A 23,894-nucleotide genomic window follows, 5' to 3' on the forward strand; every position below is an offset into this window, starting at 1 on the left:
CGCCAAGAACTTCTACGGATGGTGAGGCAGGCGATCTGAGACAGTCCGTTCGCCTGCTTACCGCGAAATCGTGGCGCACCATGTTCCGTGTTCACTTGTACACAAAGTGTCTAATCCTTAAATCACGGTTGCTGTACCAAGGATCGCGCTACCCGCCAACAGCAGGAGTTGCGCCGTGGCCTATAACAAACCTTTCGATATCGCCGTCATTGGAGCTGACGCAACAAAGCTGTCGGGTCGCTCTGGATCTAGAAAATGCGGATGAGGCGTGCGCGCATGCGAAGCGGCTGGCTGAGATGACTGGGCGAACTGTCACCGTTCGCGATGCAGATGTTGAAGGTCCTCGGCATTTTTCCGGGAGCCAAGAAGAGCTAGGAACGGCGAACGGCACTCGGCGTTTGAGGCTCATGCCAAGGTTCTTTTTCGACTTCAATGACGACGAAGGCGCGCGCTCCTCACGTTATCAAGGCCTTGAACGAAGTCGACAGCTGTGAACAGCAGCTTCCACGACGCGCTGCGGAACAGTCCCACCTCAGCAGTCTGGGCTACCAGTACCGTCGAAGCTCCGTTCGGCCTTTGAAGCTAACGCCGTTGGAGCAGTCGATGCGTGCATTAGTATCATAAAGGTCAGGTTACCCAATCGATGCTGCGGACAGGGGTCGATCCAGTCATCAACAAGGTCCACGGCATCGAAAGTGCTCGGGAAATGCGGCATGATGCACCGCATCTTACTCATTCCCCGGACCGCATTTTGGGACGAGCCACATGAACTTGCGCTTAGGACTCCGCGTTCAGGGAAGAACCGGGTGGGCATCACAGCACGTAGAGGGCGCGCTTGGCGAGACGACTTCCGCCCCCGACCCGCATCGCCAACTCTTTGGCAAGCCCGGCGGTGGCTCGCAAGCCTAGGCGGTTGCCACCGGAAGCCTGAAAGAGAACACCGCGCCCCGAGTGCGGTTCTCTGCCCACAGCTCGCCCCGGTAGCTTTCTAGTATCGTTCGTGCGATCGGCAGTCCCAATCCCGTCCCGTGCGGTTTCGTTGTTACAAACGCGTTAAAAATGCTTACCAGTTTCGGGTCGGGAATGCCGGGCCCGGTGTCGGATATCCGGACCTCGATCCGATCGGTATCAGCCAGCTTTGTCCGGATCGTCAGATTGTGCGGGCTGGGCACCTCTTCCATGGCATCCACGCCATTCATCACGAGGTTGATGATGACTTGCTGAAGATGAATCGAGTCGCACCGCACCCGCAGAGGCTCAGGCGCAAGAATGGTACGTAAAATCACCCCCCGCCTAGTCACTTCAGGAGATACGATTTTGACGACGTCGCGCACAGTGTCATTCAAATCGATCGTCCGAAGATCGGCTTCTGTTCTGTTGTTGAGCAAGTTTCGAAGGCCGCTAATGATCTCGCTCGCGCGTTGCTCATCCCTGACGATGTCGGATAGGATTTCGCCGAGCTGAGCCATATCCAGTGGATGCGCCTTGAGCAACATCTGCGCGGCCTCTGTGTTGCTCAAGATAGCTCCGAGCGGCTGATACAGCTCATGTGCGATCGAGGACGACAGAACATTTGCGGTCGTGACCCGATTCAGGCGAACGACTTCCTGGCGGCGACTTGTCGCCTCCGCTTGTGCAACAAGACGTCGCCGTCGCTCGACGAGCAGCAATGCAATGATGCCGCCCTGCAGCAAGATGGCGGCCATAACAGCCGTGAATTGCGGCCGATACTGCTCCCAGAGGCTGGGCACCCGAAAAACAACTTCGCTGCCTGGCGGCAATTGGCTTTCGCTGATGTTCCAACGCTTCAGCTCCCTCCAGTCATATCTGGGCGATGCAGCTGGAATCGCAGGCGTCTTGATGCTGCCCGGCGCCTCTCCCCTCAGAATGCGCACGGCAACGGCGGCGGTCTGGCGGCTGACGTCGGATATGTTCGTCATCCGACCGCCCACGATTCCTCGTCCGAAGAACGCGTCCTGTTCCGAAAAGATAGGTGCATTTGCGACCGCGCGGATACGATCTATGGCTCGCTTGCCCTCGTGCACGACGCCGGCTGCGTCCACAAGCATCTGCCCGTAGACGATGAAGCTCCGCGGTGGCAGCGTAGCCACCTGCTCGAGGATCTCTTCCAGCGATAGTTCATTGGAATAAGTGATCTCCATCCTGGTTGTCAGCGGCTGAAAACGCTTGCGCATCTCCTGCAGCCACAGCCTTTCGATCGGAGAACTTCCCATTACGATGAAGACTTTGGTCGTCTCCGGAACCAAATTCAGTATCTGGTCGAGAGTGCTTGATACATCGACAGATACCGAAACCATTGCATCGTTCGCCGGTGCGTTGGAAGACATCTGCTGCGCCAGAGCCGCGTATAAGGTGGGGATCGTAGGAAAAATTCGCTGACGGTTTTGCTGAAAGAATCGTGCCGCAGGACCGCCGATCGTCATGATCAGGTCGAGTTTTCGCTCGGAAAATATTGCATTCAGATAGCTGACAAAGGCGTCTTCATCCCCGTCCGGGAAGCGAGCCGTCGACAGCGAGACCTCGAAGATATCGATCGGATCCTTCGACTGAAGCCGCAACTCCTCTCGAATGTTTCGAGCGTAGTCGTCCCACGGCGAGAATTCGCGTCCGATTGAATGGACGATGAGCACCCGCTTTGGCTGAGAGAAAGCCGCACCCGTCATGGCCAGGAGCAGAACGATCGAACTGAACAATGTACGATTTTTCATGCGATAAAGCGGCCGGTAAAAAGGGAGTTACAATTGGCTCCGAAAACCAATCCTACTCGATTTTGCACACTACCTGTGCCTGTAATCGTTAAAGGACTCGATTTCGGCCTCAGGCAATCCTGCCGACCGCATCGATCAGTAGTTTTGATAGGAACGGCTTCTTCAGATACGCAATGCAGCCCGCGTCGAATGCCGCCTGCCGAGTGACCTCACTGTCGATCGCCGTCATCATAATGACGGGCAAATCCCTGCCTGATGCGATCAATTGCCGTTGTAGATCCATGCCGGAGATGCCGCCAAGTTGGATGTCCAGCAGCAAGCAATCCACCTCGCACTCGGCGTGGGCGTCCAAAAACAGCTCCGCCGATGCAAACGTCCGGACACGGAAGCCATGGGCTGATAAAAGCCGGGTCAGGCCTTGCAGCATACTCGGATTGTCGTCGACGACAGCTATGGTGCGCATGGCGAAACGATCATCGAGTGGTGGTAGACATCCACGCCGTAGAAACGCGATTCCCGACTACGGATCGCGATCCGGACTATTCCATCGCCGCCTTCGAAAGTCATCTGCATCGGCCCTCCTTAGGACGCTATGCACAATCCGCGCCCAGCGCAGGGCTGCCGAGGTCATTATGAAACCGCTAGGGCTTCATTTCGATCCCTAGCCTCGCCCGCATGTCCTTGAACACCACGGCGACCGCCTCAATGATCAATTCACCAGGGTTCGCCTTGCAATAAACGATGATCTCGTGCTCAGCCTCTTTTGATTTGACGATATCCATATAGTGCTTTCGAGCAAGTCCATTGTACCAGCCGCTGTACCAGGCTGTCAGGCGGTCGGCATCGCCTTGCCAGGTCCCGGCCAGCTGAGCGCATGTAAGCTTCTGTACATTGAGGAAGCCGTTGGCGTCGGCATAGGTGCTGAGATCGACCTGGGCGCGGGCAACGGGAATCGCCGTCGCAAATACTAGCGTTGCGAATATCAAGGCCCTGTACATCTTGCGCTCCATTCCATTCTCCTGCTGAGTTCGTCGCCGCATCGGCGGGCCTGGGCTAACGATCAAGCAATGATACCGGGCGGCGGCCATGTCCCCTTGCCAATCGGCAGAATGGAAGACGTTTCTGTTTTCGGCCAGTAGAGCCGCATCACGAGGTAGATCGGGCCGTCGGGCGCGGGCAGCCAGTTCGATTCCTTGTCCTTACCCGGCGACTTGCTCTGGATATAGAGCGTCAGCGACCCGTCCGCGCTCTTGTTCATGATGGGGAGCATCGGCGAATTGATCAGGTAGCGGCTGATCGGATTCTCGATTAACAGTTGGGTCTTGCCGTCGTACATCGTCACCGACCAGAAGGCATTAACCGGCGGCAATTGATCGGGCGGGAAGGTGAGCGTGTAGTTGTGCTTGGCACCGTCGAGGGTCTTGCCCTCAGCGTCGATGCGCGTAAGCGGATAGACCGCCTCCACGGAATCGTTGCCGTAAATGCCGGCCTTCGCGCCCGCCGCGCGCTTCAGCCAGTCGCCATTGACGAACGCTGCATCGCCAAAGAACGAGTGGACCTGCCATCCGTTGAGCGATACGCCACCCTTCGCGACGGCCTCGTCCACTTTCTGTTCACCTTGCTTCATGCCCACGAGAATCTCCGCCTTGTGCTCAAACGGGAGATCTTTGAAGCCGAAGGTCTTTCCAGGCCCGACACCAATGCGTGCGAGCTTTGCGCGGATGTCCTTCTCGTTCTCGAGTGCCGGCGCGAACTGCAGGCAGAAATCGAGATACTCAAAAAAGTTCGTTTTGGCGAGCTCCTTGTCGATCTTCGGAAAAGTCACAGCCGGAGTAGCGGGCGGAGCCGCCTGCTTCAGATAGCCTGAAAGTGGCTGCGCCTTATAGCCAGCTTGCACCTTCATCACGTTGTTGATGTCGCCCGCGTCGAAAAGCTGGGTGCGGAAGAGAACCAATGAAAACTGGGTCGTCGATTGAAACACTTTCTTGACTCCGGCAGGAGTTGCTCCCTTCCACTCCGGTCCGACCACCATGTAATCGCCAGCTTCGCTTCCAGTGGCGCGACTGCCGATATAGCCGTAGTTGAATGTGTTACCGTCTATGAGCTGGACAGCGTAGTAGCGTTTCGGGTCTACCGGGGGGACCGAAACCACGATCGGCTCCGCCCTCAGGTCCACCCACAAAATCGAATATGGCGTGTCGCTGTTCGGCGTGATGACGGCGGTATCTTTATAAGTAGCGACGTGGGATAAGTTGTTGATCTCGTTGAACGGCGCCTTGAACTGCCCCGAATTCCGGTCGACAGCAAATTCGTACATGGTGGCGTAGTTCATCATGATGGGCAGGCCGTAAATGAAGCCTTCTTCGGCAATGTCCTTGGCTTCTAATAGGCTGGGCCAATCGGCTTTGTCTTTCGCAACTGCCGACGTGTACTTAGCTGTCGTGGCGGCAAGCGCGGCGATCGCCGCAGTGGAGCGAAGTAAATGCCGTTTCGTCAACATTTTCCATGCTCCTCAACATTTAATGCAGTTATCGAACCGCCCTGCATTCGTGCAATTCTCGTCGACAGCCGCGCAAGAGTAAGGCTGCCGATCCCAATTGCGTATGGCGATGCTTCGAGCCCTTCGCAGTCCGAGCTGCGCGGCGACGGATCCGGCAGCCGGGTCGGGGATAATTATTGCGCCGCTTGGATACCGGGCGGCTTCCAAGTGCCTTCCCCCGGGGGCAGGATCGAAGGTGGTTCGGTCTTCGGCCAGTACAACCGCATCACCAGATAGATCGTGTCATTCGGAGCGGGCAGCCAATTGGCCTCTTTGTCCGCGCCCGGCGACTTATTCTGGATGTAAAGCGTCAGCGATCCATCCGGATTCTTTTTCATATTCGGCAGCATCGGCGAGTTGATCAGATAGCGGTTAATCGGGTTTTCGATTAGAAGCTGCGACTTTCCGTCGTACATAGTGAGCGACCAGAAGGCATTCACCGGCGGCTGCTGCCCTGCCGGGAACGTGAGGGTGTAGTTGCCCTTGCTGCCATCGAGCGTCCGACCATCGCTGTCGATGCGCGTGTACGGATAGGTCGCCTCCGCCGGGTCATTGCCATAAATGCCGGCCTGAGCGGCGACGGCACGCTTCAACCAGTCGCCATTGTAGTGGGCGCTATTGCCTGGAAGACCGCTAACCCGCCAGCCATTGATCGCCTTGCCGGCATTGGCGACGGCCTCGTCGATTTTCCGCTGGCCCTCCTTCATGCCGAGGCCAAGCTCGATCTTATGCTCCAGTGGCAGGTCCTTGAAACTGAAGGTTCTCCCTGGACCAATGCCGATGCGCGCGAGCCGAGCGCGGATCTCCATCTCCTTGGCCTCCGGCGGTGCGAACTGCAGCGCAAAATCGAGATACTCGAAGAAGTTGGTCTTCACGAGTTCCTTGTCGATCTTCGGAAAGTCGACGGTTGGCGCGGCCCCTGGCGGCGTCTGCTTCAAATAGGCCGAAAGCATCTGCACCTTGTAACCAGCCTGCACCTTCTTGACGTTGTCCAGATCATCCGGGCCAAAAAGCTGGGTGCGATACCCCGCGAGGGAAAACTGTGTACTCGAACGGAACACCTGCTTAATGCCGGCCGGGGTGTCACCCTTCCAGTCGGGCCCGACCACCATGTAGTCGCCAGCTTCGCTCCCAGTGGCTCGTGTACCGACATAACCGTAATTGTAGGTATTGCCGTCGCAGAGCATGATCGAGTAGTAGCGCTTCGGGTCGTTCGCCGGCACCGACAGCACCACCGGCTCCGCCCGCAAATCCAGCCACACGAAGGAATACGGCGTGTCGCTGTTCGGCGTGACGATTGCTGTGTCCTTGTAAGTGTAAACGTTGGGTTCGTTCTTGATCTGGTTGAACGGTGCCTTGAACTGCCCCGAATTGCGATCTATCGCGTACTCGTACATGATGGCGTAGTTCATGACGATTGGCAGGCCATAGATGAAGCCTTGCTCGGCGATATCCTTGGCCTCTAACAGCCTGGGCCAATCGGCTTTGTTCTGCGCAATTGCTGACGTGGACTTTGCCGTTGTAGCGACGAGCGCAGTCATCGCAGCAGAGCAAAGCAGATCGCGTTTAGTCAACATAGTGCTGACTCCTCTTTAGGGACGATTGTGTTTGCGCGGTCCGACGCCGGTGTCGAAAGCCGGCGCTGGTTTATGGTTTAGACTGCAACCTTCGCTACTGGCGGAATCTTCCACGATCCATTGATGATCGAGGGGTTCTTCTCGCGCGGCCAATACAGACGCAGCATCAGGATGAAATCGCCGGGAGGCGACGGCAGCCAGTTGGATTCCTTGTCTTTGCCGGGTGTGTCCTTCTGGATGTAGAGGTCAACCGAACCGTCCGGGTTCGACTTGAGCTTCTCGCGCGCGCTGATCGAATAACGGTTGAGCGGGTTGTTGACGAAGAAATAGCCGGAGTCATACATCGTGAGGGACCAAAATCCCTCCGCCGGGGGCAACTGGCCCCTGGCGAAACGCATCACGTATTTGTTGGCGCCATTGTATTTGCGGCCCTCAGCATCCTTTTGCGAGGTCGGATAGACCGCGTCTTCTGGCCGATTGGCGCCAAGCCCGATCGCGGTGACGAGCGCGCGCATCAGGTAATCGGTTCCGTAGATGCCGGTCTTGGTTGTGAACGCCCAGCCGTTCTCGTCCGTAATAGCCTTGTTGATTTTGAACTGCAGCATGATCCGGTCGAAGGCGACTTCGGGCACCCGCTTGACGAAATCCGCCTTGAGCTTACTGGTGTCGAAATCCTCGCCGGGAACGATACCAATTTTGGCGAATTTCGCCAGCTGCGGCGCATCAGCCGCCGACGCCGGATTGTCCTTCATCAGCTTGCACAACAGCGTGAAGTACGCCACCGCATCCATGCGGTTGACCTGCTCGCGCACCGCCGTCTTCATGTCAATCGATGGATCGACGGTCCCCGGAGGTGGTGTGTAGGGCTGGCCGTATGCGCTCAACGGCACCAGCTTGAACTCATCCTGCAGCTTGTGCACCTCGGCGTAATCTTGCGGCGTGCCGGTGCAGTAGATGCGCCCAAGCAGCCAAACGATGGCGGTGGGCGACTTGTATTCCTTGACTCCCGAGGGCAGCGAGCCCTTCCAGCCAGGGCCGGTGATTGCGCAGGTCTGCGCGCCAGTCCCGGTGGTGCGCTTGCCTGGGACCTGGAAGACACTGGTCCAGCCATCCAGCATCGGCAGCAAGAAATAACGACCCTTCATGTCGGGAATGCTGAGCACCCACGGCTCCTTGCCGACATCGAAGAAAGATGTCGTATAGAGCGTGTCGGCATTCGGCGCGGTAACGTCGCGAAACGATGCATCGGGATATTGCCGCAGCTTGATGATCTGGCCCATCGGCCCGCGCGTTCCAACCGGAGACGCGACGTTGGTGATGACGCGCCGCGTCATCTCCATGGTCACCAGCGGATAGCCAAAGATGTAGGCATCGGTGGCGAGCAGGAAATCCTCGACGCCCTCCTCGATTCCGAGGAACGAACCTAGTTCGGCACGGCTGATGGTGCTTGCGGAAGCGCCGGCCAGTAGGCTGATGCCGCCCAAGGTGAGATTTCGTCGAGTGATGTTCATTGAAAATTCCCGTTCAATCGGATTCGTTTGGTTCACTTCAAAAATGCGCTGACGATTCCCCGATCGAGACGCCGTGCAAACGGGGAAGCGGTGCCTCCCCGCCTTTCGCAGGTCTCAATAACAGGGCGGATAGGGATAGTAGCCGCACGCCGGACGGGGATACGCGTATGGATGGTAGTACGCAGCCGCTCCATAAGCAGCCGCCCCGGCAGCGCCGGCATACATCGCGCCCCTGAACGCCGTGCGGCGGGCAACGCCGGCAAACGACATCGGCGTGAACGGCCGGCCTATGATATCGATGAAGAGCGCGGCCGCACCGTCGGCCCCGGCCAGATCGCCCTCAAGGACCTGGACGTTGAAGGTGAGCTTGTCGCCCTCAAGCTTCGGATTTTTCAGCACTACAACAGCGTCCTTCACCGAGCCGTCCTTGCCGAGTACCGACACGGTCGCGTTCGGCGGGTTTTTGGCAAAGCTGTCGTCGCCGGATCCCCACTCTGCGATTACGTCGGCGGTTGGCTGGTGACCCGCGGCGCGCGCCGGCCGGTCCGCGAAGATGATGGAGTTCGGCGTTACTCCCGTCATGGTCAGGGCGTCGCCCTGCAGGGTAGCACCGCGCGAATTGAGCACGAACAGCGACGGCACGAGCTCGGACTTGGCTTGCCCTGAAGCCGCACCGATTGTCTTCAAGGGGGCCGGAGCTGTCTGTCCGAAGGCCGCAATGGGACCAATCAATGCCGAAATCACCAACATTCCCGCAATTTGTGCCAGCCTTGTGCGCTTCATGTCTGCCTCTTCTGTTGTGAATGGGATGACCACGCCTCGGATGATCACGCTCGCTCACAAGTATGAGGAGGCTTCGCGCGATCGGCTATGCAAAAACCGGCAGCGTAAAGAATTTGCTGAAATCATCCAAAAATGAACAGCGACCGGTACGAGCCGATTTTGCATAGCGCGTCCCGGCGCACACCCGGCAAATGAGCAGTTGACGCCACCAAACGAGAGGGGCCGCCCGTGGTTATTATCTTGTGCCTTTATGTGCTCGCGATGTGGGTGATATTTTCCAAGCTGAAGCTGGTCCGTTGGGGCTGGCTATCGGGGACTATTTCGATCCTGATCGGCGCATTCATACTCGCGACATTTCTTGCGCTGTTCAATCATTTAACGCCATCAGGGAAGGTCACCGTCACGGGCCGGGTGATCGAAGTGACACCTAACGTCACCGGCCAGGTGATCGCAATTCCGGTGAAGCCGAACATAGCCGTGAATTCAGGTGATGTTCTGTTTCAACTCGATCCGGCGCCATTCCAATATAAAGTGGCGCAACTGCAAGCGTCGTTAGCCGCAGCCAAACAGCAAACACAAATATTGAAAGCAAATTACGATCAGGCGACCGCAAACGTTGCCGGCCTCGAGGCCCAATACAAGTACAATGCGAAGCGCCTTCAAGACATCCAGAAACTGTATGCCAGCGGATCCAACACCGAGTTCAAAGAGCAGGACACTCAGGTGCAGTTCGAGACGGTAGGGGCACAACTCAACGTCGCCAGGGCAACCCAGCAAAGTGCCAAATTGGCTCTCGATTCGCAGATTGGCGGGGTCAACACGACGGTTGCGCAAATGCAGGCGCAATTGGAGAGCGCCTTTTGGGAGTTGGCGCAAACAACGATCCGCGCGCCTGCCGACGGCTTCGCGACGGCGGTGGCCCTGACGGTGGGCGATCGCGCCTTCCAATTGCGGTCAGCCATGTCGTTCATCGTGGAGAATGAAATTACAATTGTCGGGATGTTTGCGCAGAACGGATTTCAGACCATAAAGGCCGGCGCACCCGTCAATATCGTCTTCGACAATGATCCAGGCCGCATTTATCACGCCAAAATCACTGGAATTCCAAAGGGAATAGGTCAGGGACAGATTGCCGCATCGGGGACGTTGGCGCGGACCAACGCGATTGGCGGCGCGTCCGGTTTTCCGGCCGTGATCTCTATTCCGGATGAACTGAGCGGCGGGTCGCTCAGGCTGGGCATGTCCGGAAACGCAACTGCATTTGCCCCAAATGCGGGGGTTATTGGGATGCTCGCCTCCATTCTGGTTTGGGTGAGCTCATATACGGCATACCTGTAACGCCCTCTGGATTGTACAAATTCATATCGGGCCAGCCGGTCCGGCTTGCATATTGCATACATACACGCTCCGCGTTGACCGCCGGGGCGCCACCGCTTAATCTCGCATCTCCGGTGTTTTGCTCTACCGCAGGCTCGGCCGACGCTTCGGTGCACGCAGCGGATCACATGCGGAATTTATTCGGGCCTCGGCCGGCGGGTCGCGACGAGGGCGAGAAATTGGAATGACGGGCGCGCCCGTAGTTTACATCGTGGACGACGACGCATCGTTTCGCCCCGCGATCTCCCGCGTGCTGAAGGCTTCGGGCTATGCCGTGGTCGACTTTGATTCGGCGGCTGCCTTTTTGCAGAGCATCCACGACGCCAAACCGGGCTGCCTTCTGCTCGACGTGCAAATGCCTACGATCGGCGGCCTGGAGCTTCAGCAGGAGCTCGCCAAGCTATCGCATCAGTGGCCCATCATCTTCATGACCGCTCACGGCGATATTCCTATGAGCGTTCGCGCGATCAAGGCGGGTGCAGAAGACTTTCTGTCCAAGCCCATTCCCAGGCAGACGCTGTTGGCAGCGATCGAGCGCGCGCTGTTACGCCTTCACGAAGCTCAGCAGAATCTTGGCCGGCTCGATGCACTAAAAACGCTAGTCGCGAAACTAACTCCCCGCGAGAACGAAGTTTTTGCGTTGATGGTGCGCGGCAAGATGAACAAGCAGATTGCGCATTCTCTGGGTACTTCCGAGCGAACCATCAAGTACCATCGACAAATGATCATGCAGAAGCTTGAAGTCGGTTCTTTTGCGGAGGCAGTCTCGGTGGCGGAGCGAACAGGAATCCTGGCGCCCCGGCCCTTGCCCGACGTCGAGAGCGCCTCATAGCTCGTCGCCGCGAGGGCCCCGGCCGCGCCTCGCTGAAGGCCGATCAACTAAAGGTTTTGCCCTCAGGTACAGTAGCGCACTGTCGCTCATGATGCTGAGTTGCCCCTGAAGTCCGGCGCTTTCACCGCGATCACAGAATCCGGGGCATTAGATGACAATTCGCTATTTGCCATCACCTCCTACAGACGTTTCCAGCGGATGGACGATCAGAACCTGGCACGATCTCGTGGTCGAAGCCGAGGCGATCGCTCTTGCAGAGCTGGATTCACCGCTGGCCATTTCGGCTCTCTGCGGCGCCCTTGCCGTCAGCGAGCGCACGCTGCGCAAGGCCTTTCACAATGTTCACGGTGTGCCCCCTTGTCGTCACCTGCGCATGCAGAGGCTGCTGCAGGCAAGGCGCGCACTGTTGTCCTCTGACAGCAACCTCACAACCGTCACAGAGGTTGCGACCTGCTATGGTTTTGCAGAATTGGGCCGGTTCTCGGTTGAATATCGCCGCATTTTTGGAGAAAGCCCTTCGGAGACTCTGCAGCGGACGTCGCAAGCCGAAGCCAGTAAGTCGCCTCAAGCGCCGAAAGACTCAACATCACCGCGACGATATCGGCCCGTAGTAGTGGCACACCCCGCATTCAACTAGCGTATCCGAAGTGGCATTCCGGCAACAACGGCGACGAAACTCTGCACCGCGTCGAATCTGCATAGCCGCGCCATGTGGTTTTCTCGCTACGCTGACCCGAAGTTGACTTTGAGGGGCAAATAGATGACGCGCGAACAATCTCAGCAAACCCCAAGCTTGCGTCCTTGGAATACCAGCGCAGCCATAGTGATAACACTGCTGGCTGCCCTTCCGAGCGTGTCCCGCGCCGACGAAGGCGGCGTTTCGTACTGGCTGCCTGGCCGGTTTGGCAGCCTCGCAGCCGCTCCCGCCGTACCTGGCTGGTCGATGGCTGCGGTCTACTATCACACCACTGTCGAGGCTTCTGGGGCGGTGGCTGCGGCCAGGCAAATTCAGATCGGCAGGATCCCAGCCAACGTCGCTGTCAGCCTGAACGCAAATCTGAATGCGCAGGGCGACCTCATTCTGCTCAATCCGACCTATACCTTCGGAACGCCGGTGCTCGGCGGACAGCTGGCGATAGGCGTCACCGGCCTGTTCGGGCGCTCGAGCGCCAGTGTCGACGGCACGCTGACGGCAGCCGTCGGCCCGCTGGCGGTGACCCGAACCGGCTTCATCGAGGATTCAATCACGTCGGTGGGCGACCTGTATCCGCAGGCAACGCTGAAGTGGAATGCCGGCGTGCACAACTTCATGACCTATCTGACGGGTGACATCCCCGTCGGTGCCTACAGCTCAACCCGCCTTGCCAATCTCGGCATCGGCCATGCCGCCATCGATGCCGGCGGCGGCTATACCTATTTTAACCCGGCGGCGGGCCAGGAGTTTTCGGCGGTCGCGGGCTTTACCTACAATCTGAAAAACGACGCCACTAACTACCAGAACGGTGTCGACTTCCATGTCGATTGGGGAATGTCGCAATTTCTCTCTAAGCAGTTTTTCGTCGGGCTTGTCGGATATGGGTACCAGCAGATCACCGACGATTTCGGCCAGCATCCGATCCTCGGAGGTTTTCGATCGCGCGTACTTGGTATCGGCCCCCAAGCCGGGATCCTGTTTCCCGTCGGCGACATGCAAGGATACCTGAACCTGAAAGCCTACGGTGAGTTCGCGGCGGAGAACCGGCCATCAGGCTGGAATACCTGGCTGACGTTTTCGGTCTCGCCGATGGCGCCGACCAGCACCGTGACGGCGACGAAGCACCGGATCGTGAAGTGACGCGATAGACCGATATTACTGTTGGGTGGCCCCTGTCGGGGAGACCGCCGTCGAACGGACCAGCATCCGACGGTGGCTCATCAGATAGTGTAGCCTGTGGGCCGCAAGTCCCAGCGCAGCCATCTCGGCGCTGTCGGCGTTTTCGCCGGCGTTCTTCGTAAGCTCCTTCTTCAGGATATCGTCGATACTTTTTTCGATATCCTCGAGTTCGGCGTCGCTTTTCGCATTCCTGATCTCGTTGCCAAGCTCGTAGAGGGGCTCCAGCATGCTCTCGGACCCGGTGCCGGATCGGGCGAAGCGCCAGGCCGCCACGAGGATGGAGATCAGCGTGCCCAGCAGCAGCGAAGCGTAATAGAGCTTGTCATCATACTTATCGAGAAAACTCTGCTGACTGCCGTTGTAATAGGTTGCGGCGCCCGGATGGATCGGAATCAGCGCGTCCGCATCCGTGCTCGGTGCTGCGGCTTGGCCCAATATTGGAAATTGCGACAGTAGGTCCCGTTTCGCATCGACCAGCGACTGCGTCAGATCGGTGATCGCATCGGCATTGACTGACTTGTTGGCGACGAGAACGTAGGAAACTCGTAACGACGTCAGGTCATCGGAAGGGATCGGAGGTGCGCCCCGTAAGGTGCCCTTCGGGATGTCATAGCTCTCGTAGTACTGCGCAACGTTGGCGACCGCGCCGGCCGCTTCGATCTCGATCAGCTTTGCGGCCGAACCTTTGGCGCGCTCCTGCTGAAACAATTGCCTCGCCTTCGCGAGGTATCCTTCCGTCAGCGGAATAACCGTCAGCAAGGCGTGAACTTTTCCCGACGCGAGCGCACCTGCGGCGTCGTTGAGGCTAACATCTTGAAAACTGACCCTGGCGCCGTCGAATTGATAGACCTGCTTCAGCGCCTCGACTACCGGCCGGTTGATCGCTCCGCCGACGACGCCGATAGCCGTGTTGCGGAGATCGCCCAGACTGTCGGCGCTTGCAGCTGATGGGGCCATCATCAAGACCACGCCGTGGGTCAGGAGCAACACGCTTCTTGCGTCAGCCAAACCGCTTGTGTCGCCGCGGACAACGGCGAGGTCCACCTTCTGCCCAGCCAGCATTTCGGCAGCCCTTACCGATGTAGCGGCATCGCTGACCTTCAACCGAACATGCGAGTTCGATGCCGTCAGGCGCGCGGAGATCGCCGAGATCAGCGCCAGCGCCTCGCCATCCGCCGACCCGGCGGCCACCGTAAGCACAACGGGCTTGGCGAAATAGTGATACGCGAACCATCCACCGCCGATCGCCGCGGCTGTCGCTGCTCCGACAATCGATGCCCTGAGCCATCGCGGCCACAGGTTGATCGCTGGACTCGCCATCGGCTTCAAGGCGCCAAAGCCAGCGTGAGCCCCGAGACCCCCAGCGATACGTTCAAACCCGCCTGCCCCTCCACCGACAACGGTTGCAAAGCAATCGTTCGATTAGAGCCGCCAAAGAGGACGTTGGCTCCGATACCTACCCCCACGGTAATGTCGCCACTGGCCCCCACATACTCACCAGCCAACGCCCCGATCGGCGCTCCTTGGCTAGGAGCAAACACGCCCCATGCCATCACTCCACCTGCGCTGATTCCGAGTTCGAGCCCGACCGTATTCATCGCGCCATTGTAGTCCTGAGGCGGATATCCCCCGTTGGGCACATACCTACAACTCATCCGCTGGCTTTCCGCAATAATTAGTCCAATGCTCGGAGCAAGGTTACAGGTCAACATCCCCGCCTGGACGCCCGGTGGCGGCTGCTGGGCCGACGCAAACGCGGGAGCAAGAAGTATCGTGGCGGCAAGGCTCATTACGCGGAGGAAATGGTAGCTGAGCATGATGGATCACTCCCTGGGAGGCTCACAGCGCTGGCTTTACAGATGACCCCGCTCGGGCCGATGTCCGCGAGTAGCTATACGAGGCGGCCCAGTCATCCGCCTATGCGATATCCGACCATCATCGACGTGCGCCGCTGATAATTTGCCCTCCGATCCAAGGCTCGATGCAGACCGCGCCGATTTTGCATAGTCGATCCGTGGATGGTGCGTTACGTGACGGGAGTAAGTCGGGGGCCTATACGCTCGGGCCTGTCCATGAACGGGGTGTCCGCCAATGTTGACAGATACGCCCTCCGTAACCCAGCTATCTCACGTCATATCGCAGTCAGCGGCCCCGGCCTTCCTGCTGGGCGCACTGGGGGCCTTCATCGCTATCCTGATCTCCCGCCTGAACCGGATCGTTGACCGGACGGTAATCCTCAATGGGATCCCCGATGACGATACAGCCCGGTCCCGGCTCAAGGCCGATCTGCCACGTCTGATGCAGCGCGCGGCGATGATGAATCGGGCGATCTTCTGGGCCGTGATCGCAAGTATCTCAGTGACGCTTCTCGTGATCGTCGCTTTTGTAACGGCGTTCTTTCAGCTGCAGCACGAGCGCGGCGTCGCCCTCTTTTTTGTTGTTTCGCTCGCCGCGTTTACAGTCGCGCTGGTCGACTTCGCTCGTGAAGTCCGGATTGCGCTGAGTGAATATGATCACTACGGCTGAGGTCGCTAGCGCAGCCACTGCCCCATTTGCAGGCAGGTCAGCAAGCTGACGTAACTCGGCGTCCCACCAATGCTCTCTTGCGGCACACAGTTTGCCCGGCTCGACGCGGGGAATTTCGACCACCCGCTGGCGAGCTGTTGCTTAGCTTTGTGTTCGTCACTGATACAGCTTTTTAGCGGCTGACCAACGGAGAGGCCGGTGGCGGCGGCGATGTCGAGCTTGCAGCTCCGCGCGATGTCGAAACTTGGCACACCGTCAGCAACTGGCATGACCAGCTGCGAGCTGAGGACGATCATTGAAACGGAGATGGGCATCTCTTTTCCTCCTGGTTTTTGGCTCAAGGGCGACGACGCAGCACCTTCCCAATATTGTCCATCTAAGCATGGCCTCGTCTATGCAAATTCGGCCATAGGAGGACGTCTCCCTGAAGCGGGAGCTAGGCTGGCCCCGTTTGAGTCAAATGCGTCGGTGCACACCTGTACCTGTCACTTCCGGTCCACCCCGAACAGCGGACACAATGAACCCAGCGCAGTTGGTCCGGAACGGGCGAGGAACGGACACCAGCGCGCTGCATGTGAGATGTCGGCCTATTAGTCTCGACGCGCGCTCTACCTCATCCAGCATCCAAGACATCCCGGACGCGAGCCGCCAGACTTTCGAACGTGAACGGTTTGCTGATGAGTTGTACCCCAGCGTCGAGACGACCATGGTGAACGATAGCATTACGAGAATAGCCTGTCGTGAACAGCACCTTGAGACCGGGTCTCAGCTGCCCAGCCAAGTCCGCCAGCTCCCGCCCGCTTCTCCCGGGCAGGACGACATCGGTAAACAGTAGATCTATCCGGTCCGGCCTTCGCAGGATGCTGAGAGCGGCCTCCGGATCTTGGGCTCCAGGACGCTATAACCCATCTCAGCTAGCACCGAGACGCTATAGGCGCGCACGTCGTCGTTGTCCTCGACGACTAGGATCACCTCCTCCGAATGGCCGCGTGGCGCGAGAGCCGCTTGAATTTCTGTGCCCGACTCAGCCTCGCCCCGATAGCGGGGGAAGTACATTTTGACGCTCGTGCCCGTACCGGGTTCGCTGTAGATGGCGACGTGGCCGCCCGACTGTTTGACAAAACCATAGACCATGGAGAGACCAAGGCCGGTACCCTTGCCGACCTCCTTGGTGGTGAAGAAGGGCTCGAACACCCGGCCCAACGTCTCTCTATCCATGCCGCTGCCAGTATCGCTCACCGACACCATGACGTATTGACCCGGGACCACTTCCGCCTCGGTGGCGGCGTATTGCTCGTCAAGGAAAACATTGGCTGTCTCAATCGTTAGCCGCCCGCCCTGTGGCATCGCGTCTCGGGAATTGATGCCAAGGTTCAGGATCGCGCTCTCGACCTGGTTTGGATCCACATCGACGGTCCACAGCCGCGGGGCGAGCACTCCTTCAAGTTCGATGGTCTCGCCGAGGGTGCGATGAAACAGATCCGTCATATTGCGAATGATCAAGTTGAGATCGGAAGGTTGCGGGGTCAGTGGCTGGCGTCTCGAAAAAGCTAGTAGCCGGGCCGTGAGGCTCGCTGCGCGTTGTGCCCCCTGCAATGACATTTCTGCAGCGCGGCGAACGCGGGTTTCATCGCCAGGCTTACTGCGCCGAATCGTATCCAGGCCGCCGATTATGATAGTGAGGAGATTGTTGAAGTCGTGAGCGACGCCGCCAGTGAGTTGACCGACCGCTTCCATCTTTTGCGCCTGACGAAGGGCGTCTTCAGCTTTTCCGCGTTGCGCCATCTCTTCAGCAACCCGTTCTTCAAGTGTCGCGTTCAGCTGCTGCAACATCTCCTCAGCCGATTTTCGCTGCGCTATCTCTCTCTGGGAGGCTTGGAACAACCGGGCATTATCGATGGCAACGCTTGCTTGGCCGGCGAGGCCGGTCATGAGTTCTTCAGAGCGGGCGTTAAAGACGCCCGGCTCAGGATGACCGAAAAACAGCCCCCCCAGCACCTCGCCGGAACGCGAGCGAACGGGAACGGCGAGATAGCTCCTCACAGGCAAATGACCATCTGGCATGCCTTTGCGGGGCGCGTTATGGCCGTAGCGGGGGTCCTTCAAAATGTCGTCCGATCGCACCGTTCCTTCGCCGTTAAATGTCGGCGCGAAGATGGCCGTGTTGCGCGGCATCGGGAACTTGGAAAAGGCCTCTCTCGGCGCGCCGGATAGGGTGTAGAGCGTATAGCTTTCACCAGTTTCGTTGAGAACATTGTAGAAGAAGGCGCCGAAGCTAGCTCCGGTGAGTTCAACGCCGGCGTCTGTTACGGTCTGAACGACCTCGGCCAAATCGAGATTCGCCGCAACCAGCGCGCCGGCGCGATTGAGGATCTGAAGCGCTCGGGTTTCCGCCCGCAGTTCATTCTCCGTCCGGCGAAGGGCCTGCTCGGCTGCTTTCCGCGCCGTGATGTCTATGGCCGTTCCGATCGCGCGAACGCAGCGCTCGCCCTCGAACAGACCTTTGCCCTTGGCGGCGACCCACCGAGTGATCCCATCCTCCTTGCCGATCGTCCGGTATTCGACATCGTAGGTGGCGCGGCGCTGAGGATCGAGGGCGGAAGCAAAAGCAGCGCTGGTAGCTTCGAGATCCTCAGGATGCAGCCCACCATAGAAGTCCGCCATGCTACATGGCATTCCGGGCGAGATTCCAAACATCGCCTTGGTGCGGTCGCACCAGGTCAGATGCTCGGAGGTAAGGTCGAGGTCCCAGATTCCGACGTCCGCGGCCGAGGTCGCCAGCCGAATGGATTCCTCGTTGAAGGCGAGCTGCGCCTGACCCTGGATCTGCTTGGTGACATCGTGTCCTTCGGCGAAGATGCCAGTTATCTCACCATTTTCATCGAAAATTGGTTGGTAGATGAAGTCGAGGTAGCGGCGCTCTAACGGGCCGCTTGGTTCGCGCTGGAGGTCGATGGCTGCCGCAGTCGAAACGTAGGGCGCACCAGTCGTATAGGCAGTGTCCAAGGCTTCAAAGAAACCTTGCCCTTCCAATTCGGGGAACGCGCTGCGAACAGGCCGACCCAGGATGTCGCGATCCCCGATCAGGCGAAAGTAGCTCTGATTGCAAAGTTCGAAAATGTGCTCGGGACCCCGCATGACCGCCATGAAACCAGGAGCCTGCTCGAATAGCCGCTGCAGTTTGTCCCGTTCGCTTCCGAGCTTGCGGTTAAGAACGTTCACTGCGTGACGCTCGCGGTTGAGCGCGTCGGTCTCCGTCCGAAGCGCGCGTTCTGCGCGTGCCCTCTGCAATGCGATCGCGACCTGATTGGCGGCCATCGTGAGCGCCAAGTGCTCCGCCTGGCTTGGAAAGCTTCGCCGCGCCGACACTGCGTCTAGGCGGCCGGCGCCGGTTAGTCCGATAGCGGTGCAGAATGCGCGGAGCCCGCCGTGGGGGCTAAGATCGCAGGACGCCCCCGCGCCTGGCGCGGGAAAGGTGGCCTGCAGGAGCTCCGCTAACCCATTGTCCGGCAGCCGATTGACTTCCAGGGTTTTGCCCGGCTCAGTGGCAAAAGAGACGCGCACGCCGTTTAAATCAAGCACCCGCATGAGAGCATCGGCGAGGCTGGCGCCTATTCGTTCCTCATCCGCGTTGACCCACATTGCCGGAAGCGAAGATAGCGCCGCCATATCGCTAAGTGCGCGGCGCAAAGCCTGCAGCTCGCGGTCGTCGACCTGGTCGACCTTGTTCAATGTCGTGCCCCCAGGAGTGACCTCAGACCTGGTTTCTGCGACCGTGCAACTCAGCCAGGAACTGGTCCGGTGGAACGAAAAATGGATTTTGCTGAAGCGCGCCGCCGACAATCACCTGCGGGTGGGTCCGCAAAATGTCCATGACCGTTGCGGCACTGAACTTGTTGAGGTCATAGGTGCATACCACTACGTCATCGTACTTCGGCAAGACATGGTTGAGTCTGGTCTCGTATTCGACGATCTGATCGACACCCGGAAGGTCCTCCAGCGCCCATTCCATGTTGGCCCAGAGCCGGGTCATACCAAAGCCGCTGCTGCGGCCTTCCTTGAGCAACTCCTGAATAAGGGCCAGCATGGCATCTTGGTCGAAGCCTTTCCCGCCACTTAGGTAGGCCTCCTCCCACGGGCGCATCTCTAACTGCCCACGGGCAGTAGCGGCATCGACGTCTATGCCCTCCGTCCTCAAACGTCGAACCCGTTCCTCTCGATGGCTGTCGTCGAGAATCTGGACCAGCCGGTCATTCGCCGCCAAACCGTCCTTGGCGAACGGTGCCAGCACCGCCTGCTCTTCATCGGCCGAGTTGAAGAACGCGCAAGCGTGGCATGAACAGGTGAGTTCGGAACCGGCCAGTTTGACTGACCGGCTGAGCGGCACACCTTCGCGGAGGTCAGGCATCGTGATGATCTCCAAGGGAAAACCTTAGGTCTTTCTACAACGAGCCGGTAGTCGTGCCAAGCAGCCGCCGACCCCGTCGATATTGAACCCGTTCTCTGACTTTGCTCTCGAGCCAGGAGTTGATTTCTATTTCTGCAACTACTCCTATTTGAACGCGCTTCCGACGGGCGCTGCTTCGAAATCGGCGAGCTGAAACGGCTTCTAAACCATTGGAATATTCATTAGATCTGGAGATCTGGCCGCAGTCCGTCCACCCTAGCCGACAAAGACGAATGGCACACGGCGATTTTTACCCGGCCTTCAACCTGAAGAAAGAACATCTGATGAACTCGCCGTGGGCGGTCCCATTGATGCATCGCAACAAGCACGCAGTTCACCGGCTTGGCGACGTCTATTCCGGGTCAAAGGCCGCAGGTCCGTTCTGAGGCGCTGATTTCTGCTCTGGCCAAGACGGCGCACATAGCCGCGCTTCTACGGGAGCGCCAGAATAGTCTGCAGTTGCTCCTTTAATTGATCGATGGAAAACGGCTTGCCGATTGCCGGCGCATGCCTGAACTCCTCCTCAAGCGGCGGTCCGCCATAACCGGTGCTGAACAGGAAAGGGATTTTCCGGTCGCGCAAGATGCGCGCTACCGGGAAGACACGTTCACCTGCCAGGTTCACGTCAAGCAGCGCCAGATCGAACGACGCCCTGGCGGCAAGTTCGCACGCCTTTGGCACGTGGGCGGCCGAGGCGACCACCTTCAATCCCAATTCTTCGAGCATGTCTTCAATCATGAGGGCCACCAAGCCCTCGTCTTCGACCAGGAGAACCCTGGCGCCAGACAGCTCAACCATTGGACGCTGCAAGCACTAGGGGGAACACCATGCGGCAGCGGGTGCCCTCCGGCTCGAACGCCAGATCGAACTCGCCCGCGAGGTCATGCTCTATGCACCGCTCCATCAGTCGCGTGCCGAAGCCACGCCGCTTGGGTGGCGAAACCGGGGGGCCGCCGCGTTCGCGCCACTCGCATTCCACCGCGCTTTGCGACAGTTTGTTGGGGCCAAGCCGCCAGGTGAAGGACACAGTCCCATCGGGCACCGAGAGTGCGCCGTACTTCGCGGCGTTGGTCAGAAGCTCGTTCAGCACCATGGTGATGCTCAGTGCGCTGCGCGCGTCCAGATCGACGTGAGGCCCGTCTGTCACCACCCGTCCACCTGACACCGGAGCGACGACGTCGTGGACCAGCTGTTCGAAAGGTGCGTCCTGCCAGTTTCGCTTGGTGAGCAGGTCGTGCGCGCGGGCCAGTGCAAGCAACCGTCCAGTGAACGTCGGCAGAAATTCCTTCAGGTCGCCCGCGTGGCGAGCCGTCTGGTTCGCAAGCGACTGCACGGTGGCCAGAGTGTTCTTCACACGATGGTTGAGCTCGTCGATAAGCACCTTTTGGGCGTTCTCGGCGCGCTTGCGCTCGCTGATATCGACCAGCATGTTAATGGCGCCAACCAGATTGCCCGCGGCGTCTCGCAGGGGCGTCGGATAAGGAATAAATGGTACGCGTCTGCCGTCGGGGCGTTCGGCCACGGCTTCGGCACCGCGGACCTCACGGTTCTCGCGCAGCGCGATGGCCATCGGGCATTCGTTGTGTGGCAACGGCGTGCCATCTGGCCAATAGAGCTTCCAGGTCACACACCACTCGTCGCCCGGCTGCGGCGTTCTGCCCGCCATCTCGACCGCGGCTCGATTGAAGAAGTTGATGCGGCCCTCGGCGTCCGTCGTGTAGATGGCCGCCGGCAACGCCTCAAGGAGATCGCGCATCCGCTGCTCGCCCTCGCGCAGGCGGTCCTCCAGCTGCTTGGTGGTGGTGACATCCTGGGCAACGCGCACGCCATAAAGGAAGCGGCCTGCCGAATCCCGCACCGACGAGCTGAATATATCGAGATAACGCACGGATCCATCGGGCCGCAATGCCCGCTTGCGGGTGGTGTAGTTCTCGATGTCGCCGCGGACCTGCCGGACGTACAGTTCGGCATCCTCCGCCTGGTCGTCGGGATCGGTGTAGTCGAAGAAGGTCATTCCGAGCAATTCGTCGCGCGAGCGTCCCGTGATGCGGCAGAGGGAATCATTCACCCGCAAGAAGCGCCCGCTCTGATCGGTCTCAGCGATGCCGACGATGGCGGCCTCATAAGTTGCTGCGAGCCTGGCTTCACTAGCGTTCCGTGCCTCTTCGGCAATACGGAGTTCAGTGACATCTGTGGTGAAGCAGCGCGTGTTGACGAACTTGCCCTCGACAATGCGGCTGTTCGACGTAATCAGCACATGCTTGATGGAGCCGTCACGCGCCCGCAGCCGCGCGGGATAACGATCGAGCGGCTCGCCGCATGAAAGGCGCTGAAGGATATGGCCGATCACCGGCGCGTCGGCATGAAACTCAGCAACGTGGCGGCCGATGTACTCCTCGGGCTCGTAACCTAGCAGATCCATTTCAGCTTTGTTGGCGCGAAGGATAATCCCCTCTCCGCTGACGATATGAAGACCAACAGCGCTGTTGTCGAAAAAGTCCTCCAGATCCTGCGTCTTCCGGCGGACTTCCTCCTCCACCTGCTTGCGTCCGGTGATGTCCTGGAAGCAATTGATGGCACCTTGGATGCCGCCAGAATGATCGCGCAACGCCCGGATGTTGACCAGGGCCGAAAAGCGGGAGCCATCCGGCCGTGCCATTATGACTTCGGCATTGCGCGTAGGCGTTCCCAGACGAACCGCCGCGGCCATCGGACAGTCGGCATGGGCAAGCGGAGTTCCATCGACCAGGTAGAGCTGATGCGAACCGCAGAAGCGCTCCTTCTTGGCAGGGTCAGGTGTTCGCCCCCAAGATTCCACGGCCTCGGTGTTGTAGGCGACGAGTAATCCGTCCGCGTCACAAAGATAGACAGCGCCGGGAATGGCATCGAGCGCGGCGTGGCCGGCCGCGACCAGCGCCTCGAACTCCGTGGGCCTTTGGCGCGCGGAAAACGGGAATTCTTCGACGTTTGACATGAGGCGCTCGGCTCTCGGGGGCGAGAGGAGCGACGGCCCGAGGCGGGCCTCGCCTATTGAAATGAACATGGGCGGACGCCCCTGAGGCCCGCCGAACCCACCAAAACGCATGGCGCGCGATTTGGTTCCGCGGAGGGCGGCAAAGTCACCCCCTAATTCAGAAAAAGCGGCCCGCAAACTGAGGTGGCCTCAATCTACGGAGGGCAGTATGGCTACTCGACGGGCGCGGTCCCACACCTGTATTGCGACGCCGTCACGGCAGCGTCATCGTCTTCGCACTCGACGATCACGGGGGGGGGCCCTGAATGTGCCCTTCTTTATCAAAGCGATAGAGGCGATACTCCGCCATGCCAGCACTCATGGGCGCTACTGTGATGCACATTAATTTACTCACTGTTCCATCCAACGCAACGATTTTTGCACGGCTGAATCAGGTCCGCGGGTCGGGAAATACCGGGCATCGCATCCGAACAACTCGGCAGCCGGGGTGACGAACCGCGACTTGCGCAAACCTCAATGTCCTCTTGAGGTCACAGGCTGACTTCCGCCCGACTTGAGCTGGGGTCGGCTTATTGCCTGAAGGCAGACATAGCGGCTGTGTTGGCGGAGGTCGGTAACGGGCCAACTGCAGACATCCCTCAAACCGGCAGCGTAATTTCGCAGACGAGCCCGTCTTTGCGCCAATCAAAGCGAACTTTTCCCTTTTGCTGGGTAATCATTTGTTCG

The 23,894-nt window shown here is 59.1% G+C and carries 20 protein-coding genes; 5 read left to right on the plus strand and 15 right to left on the minus strand.

The features are described from left to right. Positions 1 to 905: 905 nt before the first annotated feature. The 7 genes from IVB41_RS32665 to IVB41_RS32695 all read right to left on the minus strand — a co-directional run bounded on the left by IVB41_RS32665 (position 906) and on the right by IVB41_RS32695 (position 9,139). A complete protein-coding gene (locus tag IVB41_RS32665; RefSeq protein WP_247438642.1) occupies positions 906 to 2,729 on the minus strand; it encodes an ATP-binding protein in 1,824 nt (607 codons plus the stop codon). 109 nt (positions 2,730 to 2,838) lie between these two features. Beyond that, positions 2,839 to 3,192, minus strand: coding sequence for a response regulator transcription factor (locus IVB41_RS32670; RefSeq protein WP_247288360.1), 354 nt, complete (start codon positions 3,190 to 3,192; stop codon positions 2,839 to 2,841). Positions 3,193 to 3,370: 178 nt separating this feature from the next. Then, positions 3,371 to 3,739 (minus strand): HdeA/HdeB family chaperone, encoded by a 369-nt coding sequence (locus IVB41_RS32675; protein WP_247438643.1) that lies wholly within the window; start codon positions 3,737 to 3,739, stop codon positions 3,371 to 3,373. Positions 3,740 to 3,789: 50 nt separating this feature from the next. Then, positions 3,790 to 5,229: a DUF1254 domain-containing protein gene (locus IVB41_RS32680; RefSeq protein ID WP_247438644.1), complete on the minus strand. Its 1,440-nt coding sequence runs from the start codon at positions 5,227 to 5,229 to the stop codon at positions 3,790 to 3,792. A gap of 173 nt (positions 5,230 to 5,402) precedes the next feature. Further along, complete coding sequence (locus tag IVB41_RS32685) at positions 5,403 to 6,845, minus strand: DUF1254 domain-containing protein (RefSeq protein ID WP_247438645.1); 1,443 nt, start codon at positions 6,843 to 6,845, stop codon at positions 5,403 to 5,405. A 77-nt stretch (positions 6,846 to 6,922) separates the two neighbouring features. After that, positions 6,923 to 8,356 carry a DUF1254 domain-containing protein gene (locus IVB41_RS32690; RefSeq protein ID WP_247438646.1) on the minus strand — a complete coding sequence of 478 codons (1,434 nt, stop codon included), beginning with the start codon at positions 8,354 to 8,356 and terminating at the stop codon, positions 6,923 to 6,925. Positions 8,357 to 8,470: 114 nt separating this feature from the next. Next, positions 8,471 to 9,139, minus strand: a complete 669-nt coding sequence (locus tag IVB41_RS32695; protein WP_247438647.1) for a hypothetical protein — start codon at positions 9,137 to 9,139, stop codon at positions 8,471 to 8,473. Positions 9,140 to 9,367: 228 nt separating this feature from the next. Here IVB41_RS32695 and IVB41_RS32700 point away from each other — a divergent pair, with 228 nt between their 5' ends. From IVB41_RS32700 to IVB41_RS32715, 4 genes are all read left to right on the plus strand, one after another. Next, positions 9,368 to 10,477: an HlyD family secretion protein gene (locus tag IVB41_RS32700; RefSeq protein WP_247438648.1), complete on the plus strand. Its 1,110-nt coding sequence runs from the start codon at positions 9,368 to 9,370 to the stop codon at positions 10,475 to 10,477. A 223-nt stretch (positions 10,478 to 10,700) separates the two neighbouring features. Next, on the plus strand, positions 10,701 to 11,348 hold the full coding sequence (locus tag IVB41_RS32705) for a response regulator transcription factor (RefSeq protein ID WP_247438649.1): 648 nt from the start codon (positions 10,701 to 10,703) through the stop codon (positions 11,346 to 11,348). A 151-nt stretch (positions 11,349 to 11,499) separates the two neighbouring features. Next, a complete protein-coding gene (locus IVB41_RS32710) occupies positions 11,500 to 11,985 on the plus strand; it encodes a helix-turn-helix domain-containing protein (protein ID WP_247438651.1) in 486 nt (161 codons plus the stop codon). A gap of 123 nt (positions 11,986 to 12,108) precedes the next feature. Further along, complete coding sequence (locus tag IVB41_RS32715) at positions 12,109 to 13,182, plus strand: transporter (protein ID WP_247438653.1); 1,074 nt, start codon at positions 12,109 to 12,111, stop codon at positions 13,180 to 13,182. 15 nt (positions 13,183 to 13,197) lie between these two features. On the opposite strand, the gene IVB41_RS32720 is transcribed toward IVB41_RS32715, so the two are convergent. Both IVB41_RS32720 and IVB41_RS32725 read right to left on the minus strand, forming a co-directional pair. Beyond that, complete coding sequence (locus IVB41_RS32720) at positions 13,198 to 14,541, minus strand: TAXI family TRAP transporter solute-binding subunit (protein WP_247438665.1); 1,344 nt, start codon at positions 14,539 to 14,541, stop codon at positions 13,198 to 13,200. A 5-nt stretch (positions 14,542 to 14,546) separates the two neighbouring features. After that, complete coding sequence (locus tag IVB41_RS32725; RefSeq protein ID WP_247356815.1) at positions 14,547 to 15,038, minus strand: DUF992 domain-containing protein; 492 nt, start codon at positions 15,036 to 15,038, stop codon at positions 14,547 to 14,549. 274 nt (positions 15,039 to 15,312) lie between these two features. On the opposite strand from IVB41_RS32725, the gene IVB41_RS32730 reads away from it, so the two are divergent. Continuing rightward, positions 15,313 to 15,747: a DUF2721 domain-containing protein gene (locus tag IVB41_RS32730; protein ID WP_247438655.1), complete on the plus strand. Its 435-nt coding sequence runs from the start codon at positions 15,313 to 15,315 to the stop codon at positions 15,745 to 15,747. Positions 15,748 to 15,752: 5 nt separating this feature from the next. Here IVB41_RS32730 and IVB41_RS32735 read toward each other — a convergent pair whose 3' ends face one another. From IVB41_RS32735 to IVB41_RS32760, 6 genes are all read right to left on the minus strand, one after another. Continuing rightward, positions 15,753 to 16,061 carry a hypothetical protein gene (locus tag IVB41_RS32735; RefSeq protein ID WP_247438657.1) on the minus strand — a complete coding sequence of 103 codons (309 nt, stop codon included), beginning with the start codon at positions 16,059 to 16,061 and terminating at the stop codon, positions 15,753 to 15,755. A gap of 299 nt (positions 16,062 to 16,360) precedes the next feature. Next, positions 16,361 to 16,609: a response regulator gene (locus tag IVB41_RS32740; protein WP_346770880.1), complete on the minus strand. Its 249-nt coding sequence runs from the start codon at positions 16,607 to 16,609 to the stop codon at positions 16,361 to 16,363. Next, on the minus strand, positions 16,585 to 19,479 hold the full coding sequence (locus tag IVB41_RS32745) for a GAF domain-containing protein (protein ID WP_247438659.1): 2,895 nt from the start codon (positions 19,477 to 19,479) through the stop codon (positions 16,585 to 16,587). The genes IVB41_RS32740 and IVB41_RS32745 overlap by 25 nt, the downstream gene beginning before the upstream one ends. Positions 19,480 to 19,501: 22 nt before the next feature. Continuing rightward, the gene (locus IVB41_RS32750) at positions 19,502 to 20,155 is read right to left on the minus strand and encodes an MEDS domain-containing protein (protein ID WP_247356820.1); all 654 of its coding nucleotides are present in this window, start codon (positions 20,153 to 20,155) and stop codon (positions 19,502 to 19,504) included. A 471-nt stretch (positions 20,156 to 20,626) separates the two neighbouring features. Next, positions 20,627 to 20,992: a response regulator gene (locus IVB41_RS32755; protein ID WP_247438661.1), complete on the minus strand. Its 366-nt coding sequence runs from the start codon at positions 20,990 to 20,992 to the stop codon at positions 20,627 to 20,629. Further along, positions 20,985 to 23,168: a PAS domain S-box protein gene (locus IVB41_RS32760; RefSeq protein WP_247438663.1), complete on the minus strand. Its 2,184-nt coding sequence runs from the start codon at positions 23,166 to 23,168 to the stop codon at positions 20,985 to 20,987. The genes IVB41_RS32755 and IVB41_RS32760 overlap by 8 nt, the downstream gene beginning before the upstream one ends. Positions 23,169 to 23,894 lie beyond the last annotated feature (726 nt).

This window comes from Bradyrhizobium sp. 44, assembly GCF_023073095.1.
Taxonomy (GTDB): domain Bacteria; phylum Pseudomonadota; class Alphaproteobacteria; order Rhizobiales; family Xanthobacteraceae; genus Bradyrhizobium.

What these genes read in the sequence shown, in the direction of transcription:
- IVB41_RS32725 (WP_247356815.1), bottom strand. Translation starts at nt 15,038, where the DNA reads ATGCTCAGCTACCATTTCCTCCGCGTAATGAGCCTTGCCGCCACGATA.
- IVB41_RS32665 (WP_247438642.1), bottom strand. Translation starts at nt 2,729, where the DNA reads ATGAAAAATCGTACATTGTTCAGTTCGATCGTTCTGCTCCTGGCCATG.
- IVB41_RS32760 (WP_247438663.1), bottom strand. Translation starts at nt 23,168, where the DNA reads ATGTCAAACGTCGAAGAATTCCCGTTTTCCGCGCGCCAAAGGCCCACG.
- IVB41_RS32670 (WP_247288360.1), bottom strand. Translation starts at nt 3,192, where the DNA reads ATGCGCACCATAGCTGTCGTCGACGACAATCCGAGTATGCTGCAAGGC.
- IVB41_RS32705 (WP_247438649.1), top strand. Translation starts at nt 10,701, where the DNA reads ATGACGGGCGCGCCCGTAGTTTACATCGTGGACGACGACGCATCGTTT.
- IVB41_RS32750 (WP_247356820.1), bottom strand. Translation starts at nt 20,155, where the DNA reads ATGCCTGACCTCCGCGAAGGTGTGCCGCTCAGCCGGTCAGTCAAACTG.
- IVB41_RS32680 (WP_247438644.1), bottom strand. Translation starts at nt 5,229, where the DNA reads ATGTTGACGAAACGGCATTTACTTCGCTCCACTGCGGCGATCGCCGCG.
- IVB41_RS32695 (WP_247438647.1), bottom strand. Translation starts at nt 9,139, where the DNA reads ATGAAGCGCACAAGGCTGGCACAAATTGCGGGAATGTTGGTGATTTCG.
- IVB41_RS32755 (WP_247438661.1), bottom strand. Translation starts at nt 20,992, where the DNA reads ATGGTTGAGCTGTCTGGCGCCAGGGTTCTCCTGGTCGAAGACGAGGGC.
- IVB41_RS32710 (WP_247438651.1), top strand. Translation starts at nt 11,500, where the DNA reads ATGACAATTCGCTATTTGCCATCACCTCCTACAGACGTTTCCAGCGGA.
- IVB41_RS32720 (WP_247438665.1), bottom strand. Translation starts at nt 14,541, where the DNA reads ATGGCGAGTCCAGCGATCAACCTGTGGCCGCGATGGCTCAGGGCATCG.
- IVB41_RS32685 (WP_247438645.1), bottom strand. Translation starts at nt 6,845, where the DNA reads ATGTTGACTAAACGCGATCTGCTTTGCTCTGCTGCGATGACTGCGCTC.
- IVB41_RS32690 (WP_247438646.1), bottom strand. Translation starts at nt 8,356, where the DNA reads ATGAACATCACTCGACGAAATCTCACCTTGGGCGGCATCAGCCTACTG.
- IVB41_RS32715 (WP_247438653.1), top strand. Translation starts at nt 12,109, where the DNA reads ATGACGCGCGAACAATCTCAGCAAACCCCAAGCTTGCGTCCTTGGAAT.
- IVB41_RS32730 (WP_247438655.1), top strand. Translation starts at nt 15,313, where the DNA reads ATGTTGACAGATACGCCCTCCGTAACCCAGCTATCTCACGTCATATCG.
- IVB41_RS32675 (WP_247438643.1), bottom strand. Translation starts at nt 3,739, where the DNA reads ATGGAGCGCAAGATGTACAGGGCCTTGATATTCGCAACGCTAGTATTT.
- IVB41_RS32735 (WP_247438657.1), bottom strand. Translation starts at nt 16,061, where the DNA reads ATGCCCATCTCCGTTTCAATGATCGTCCTCAGCTCGCAGCTGGTCATG.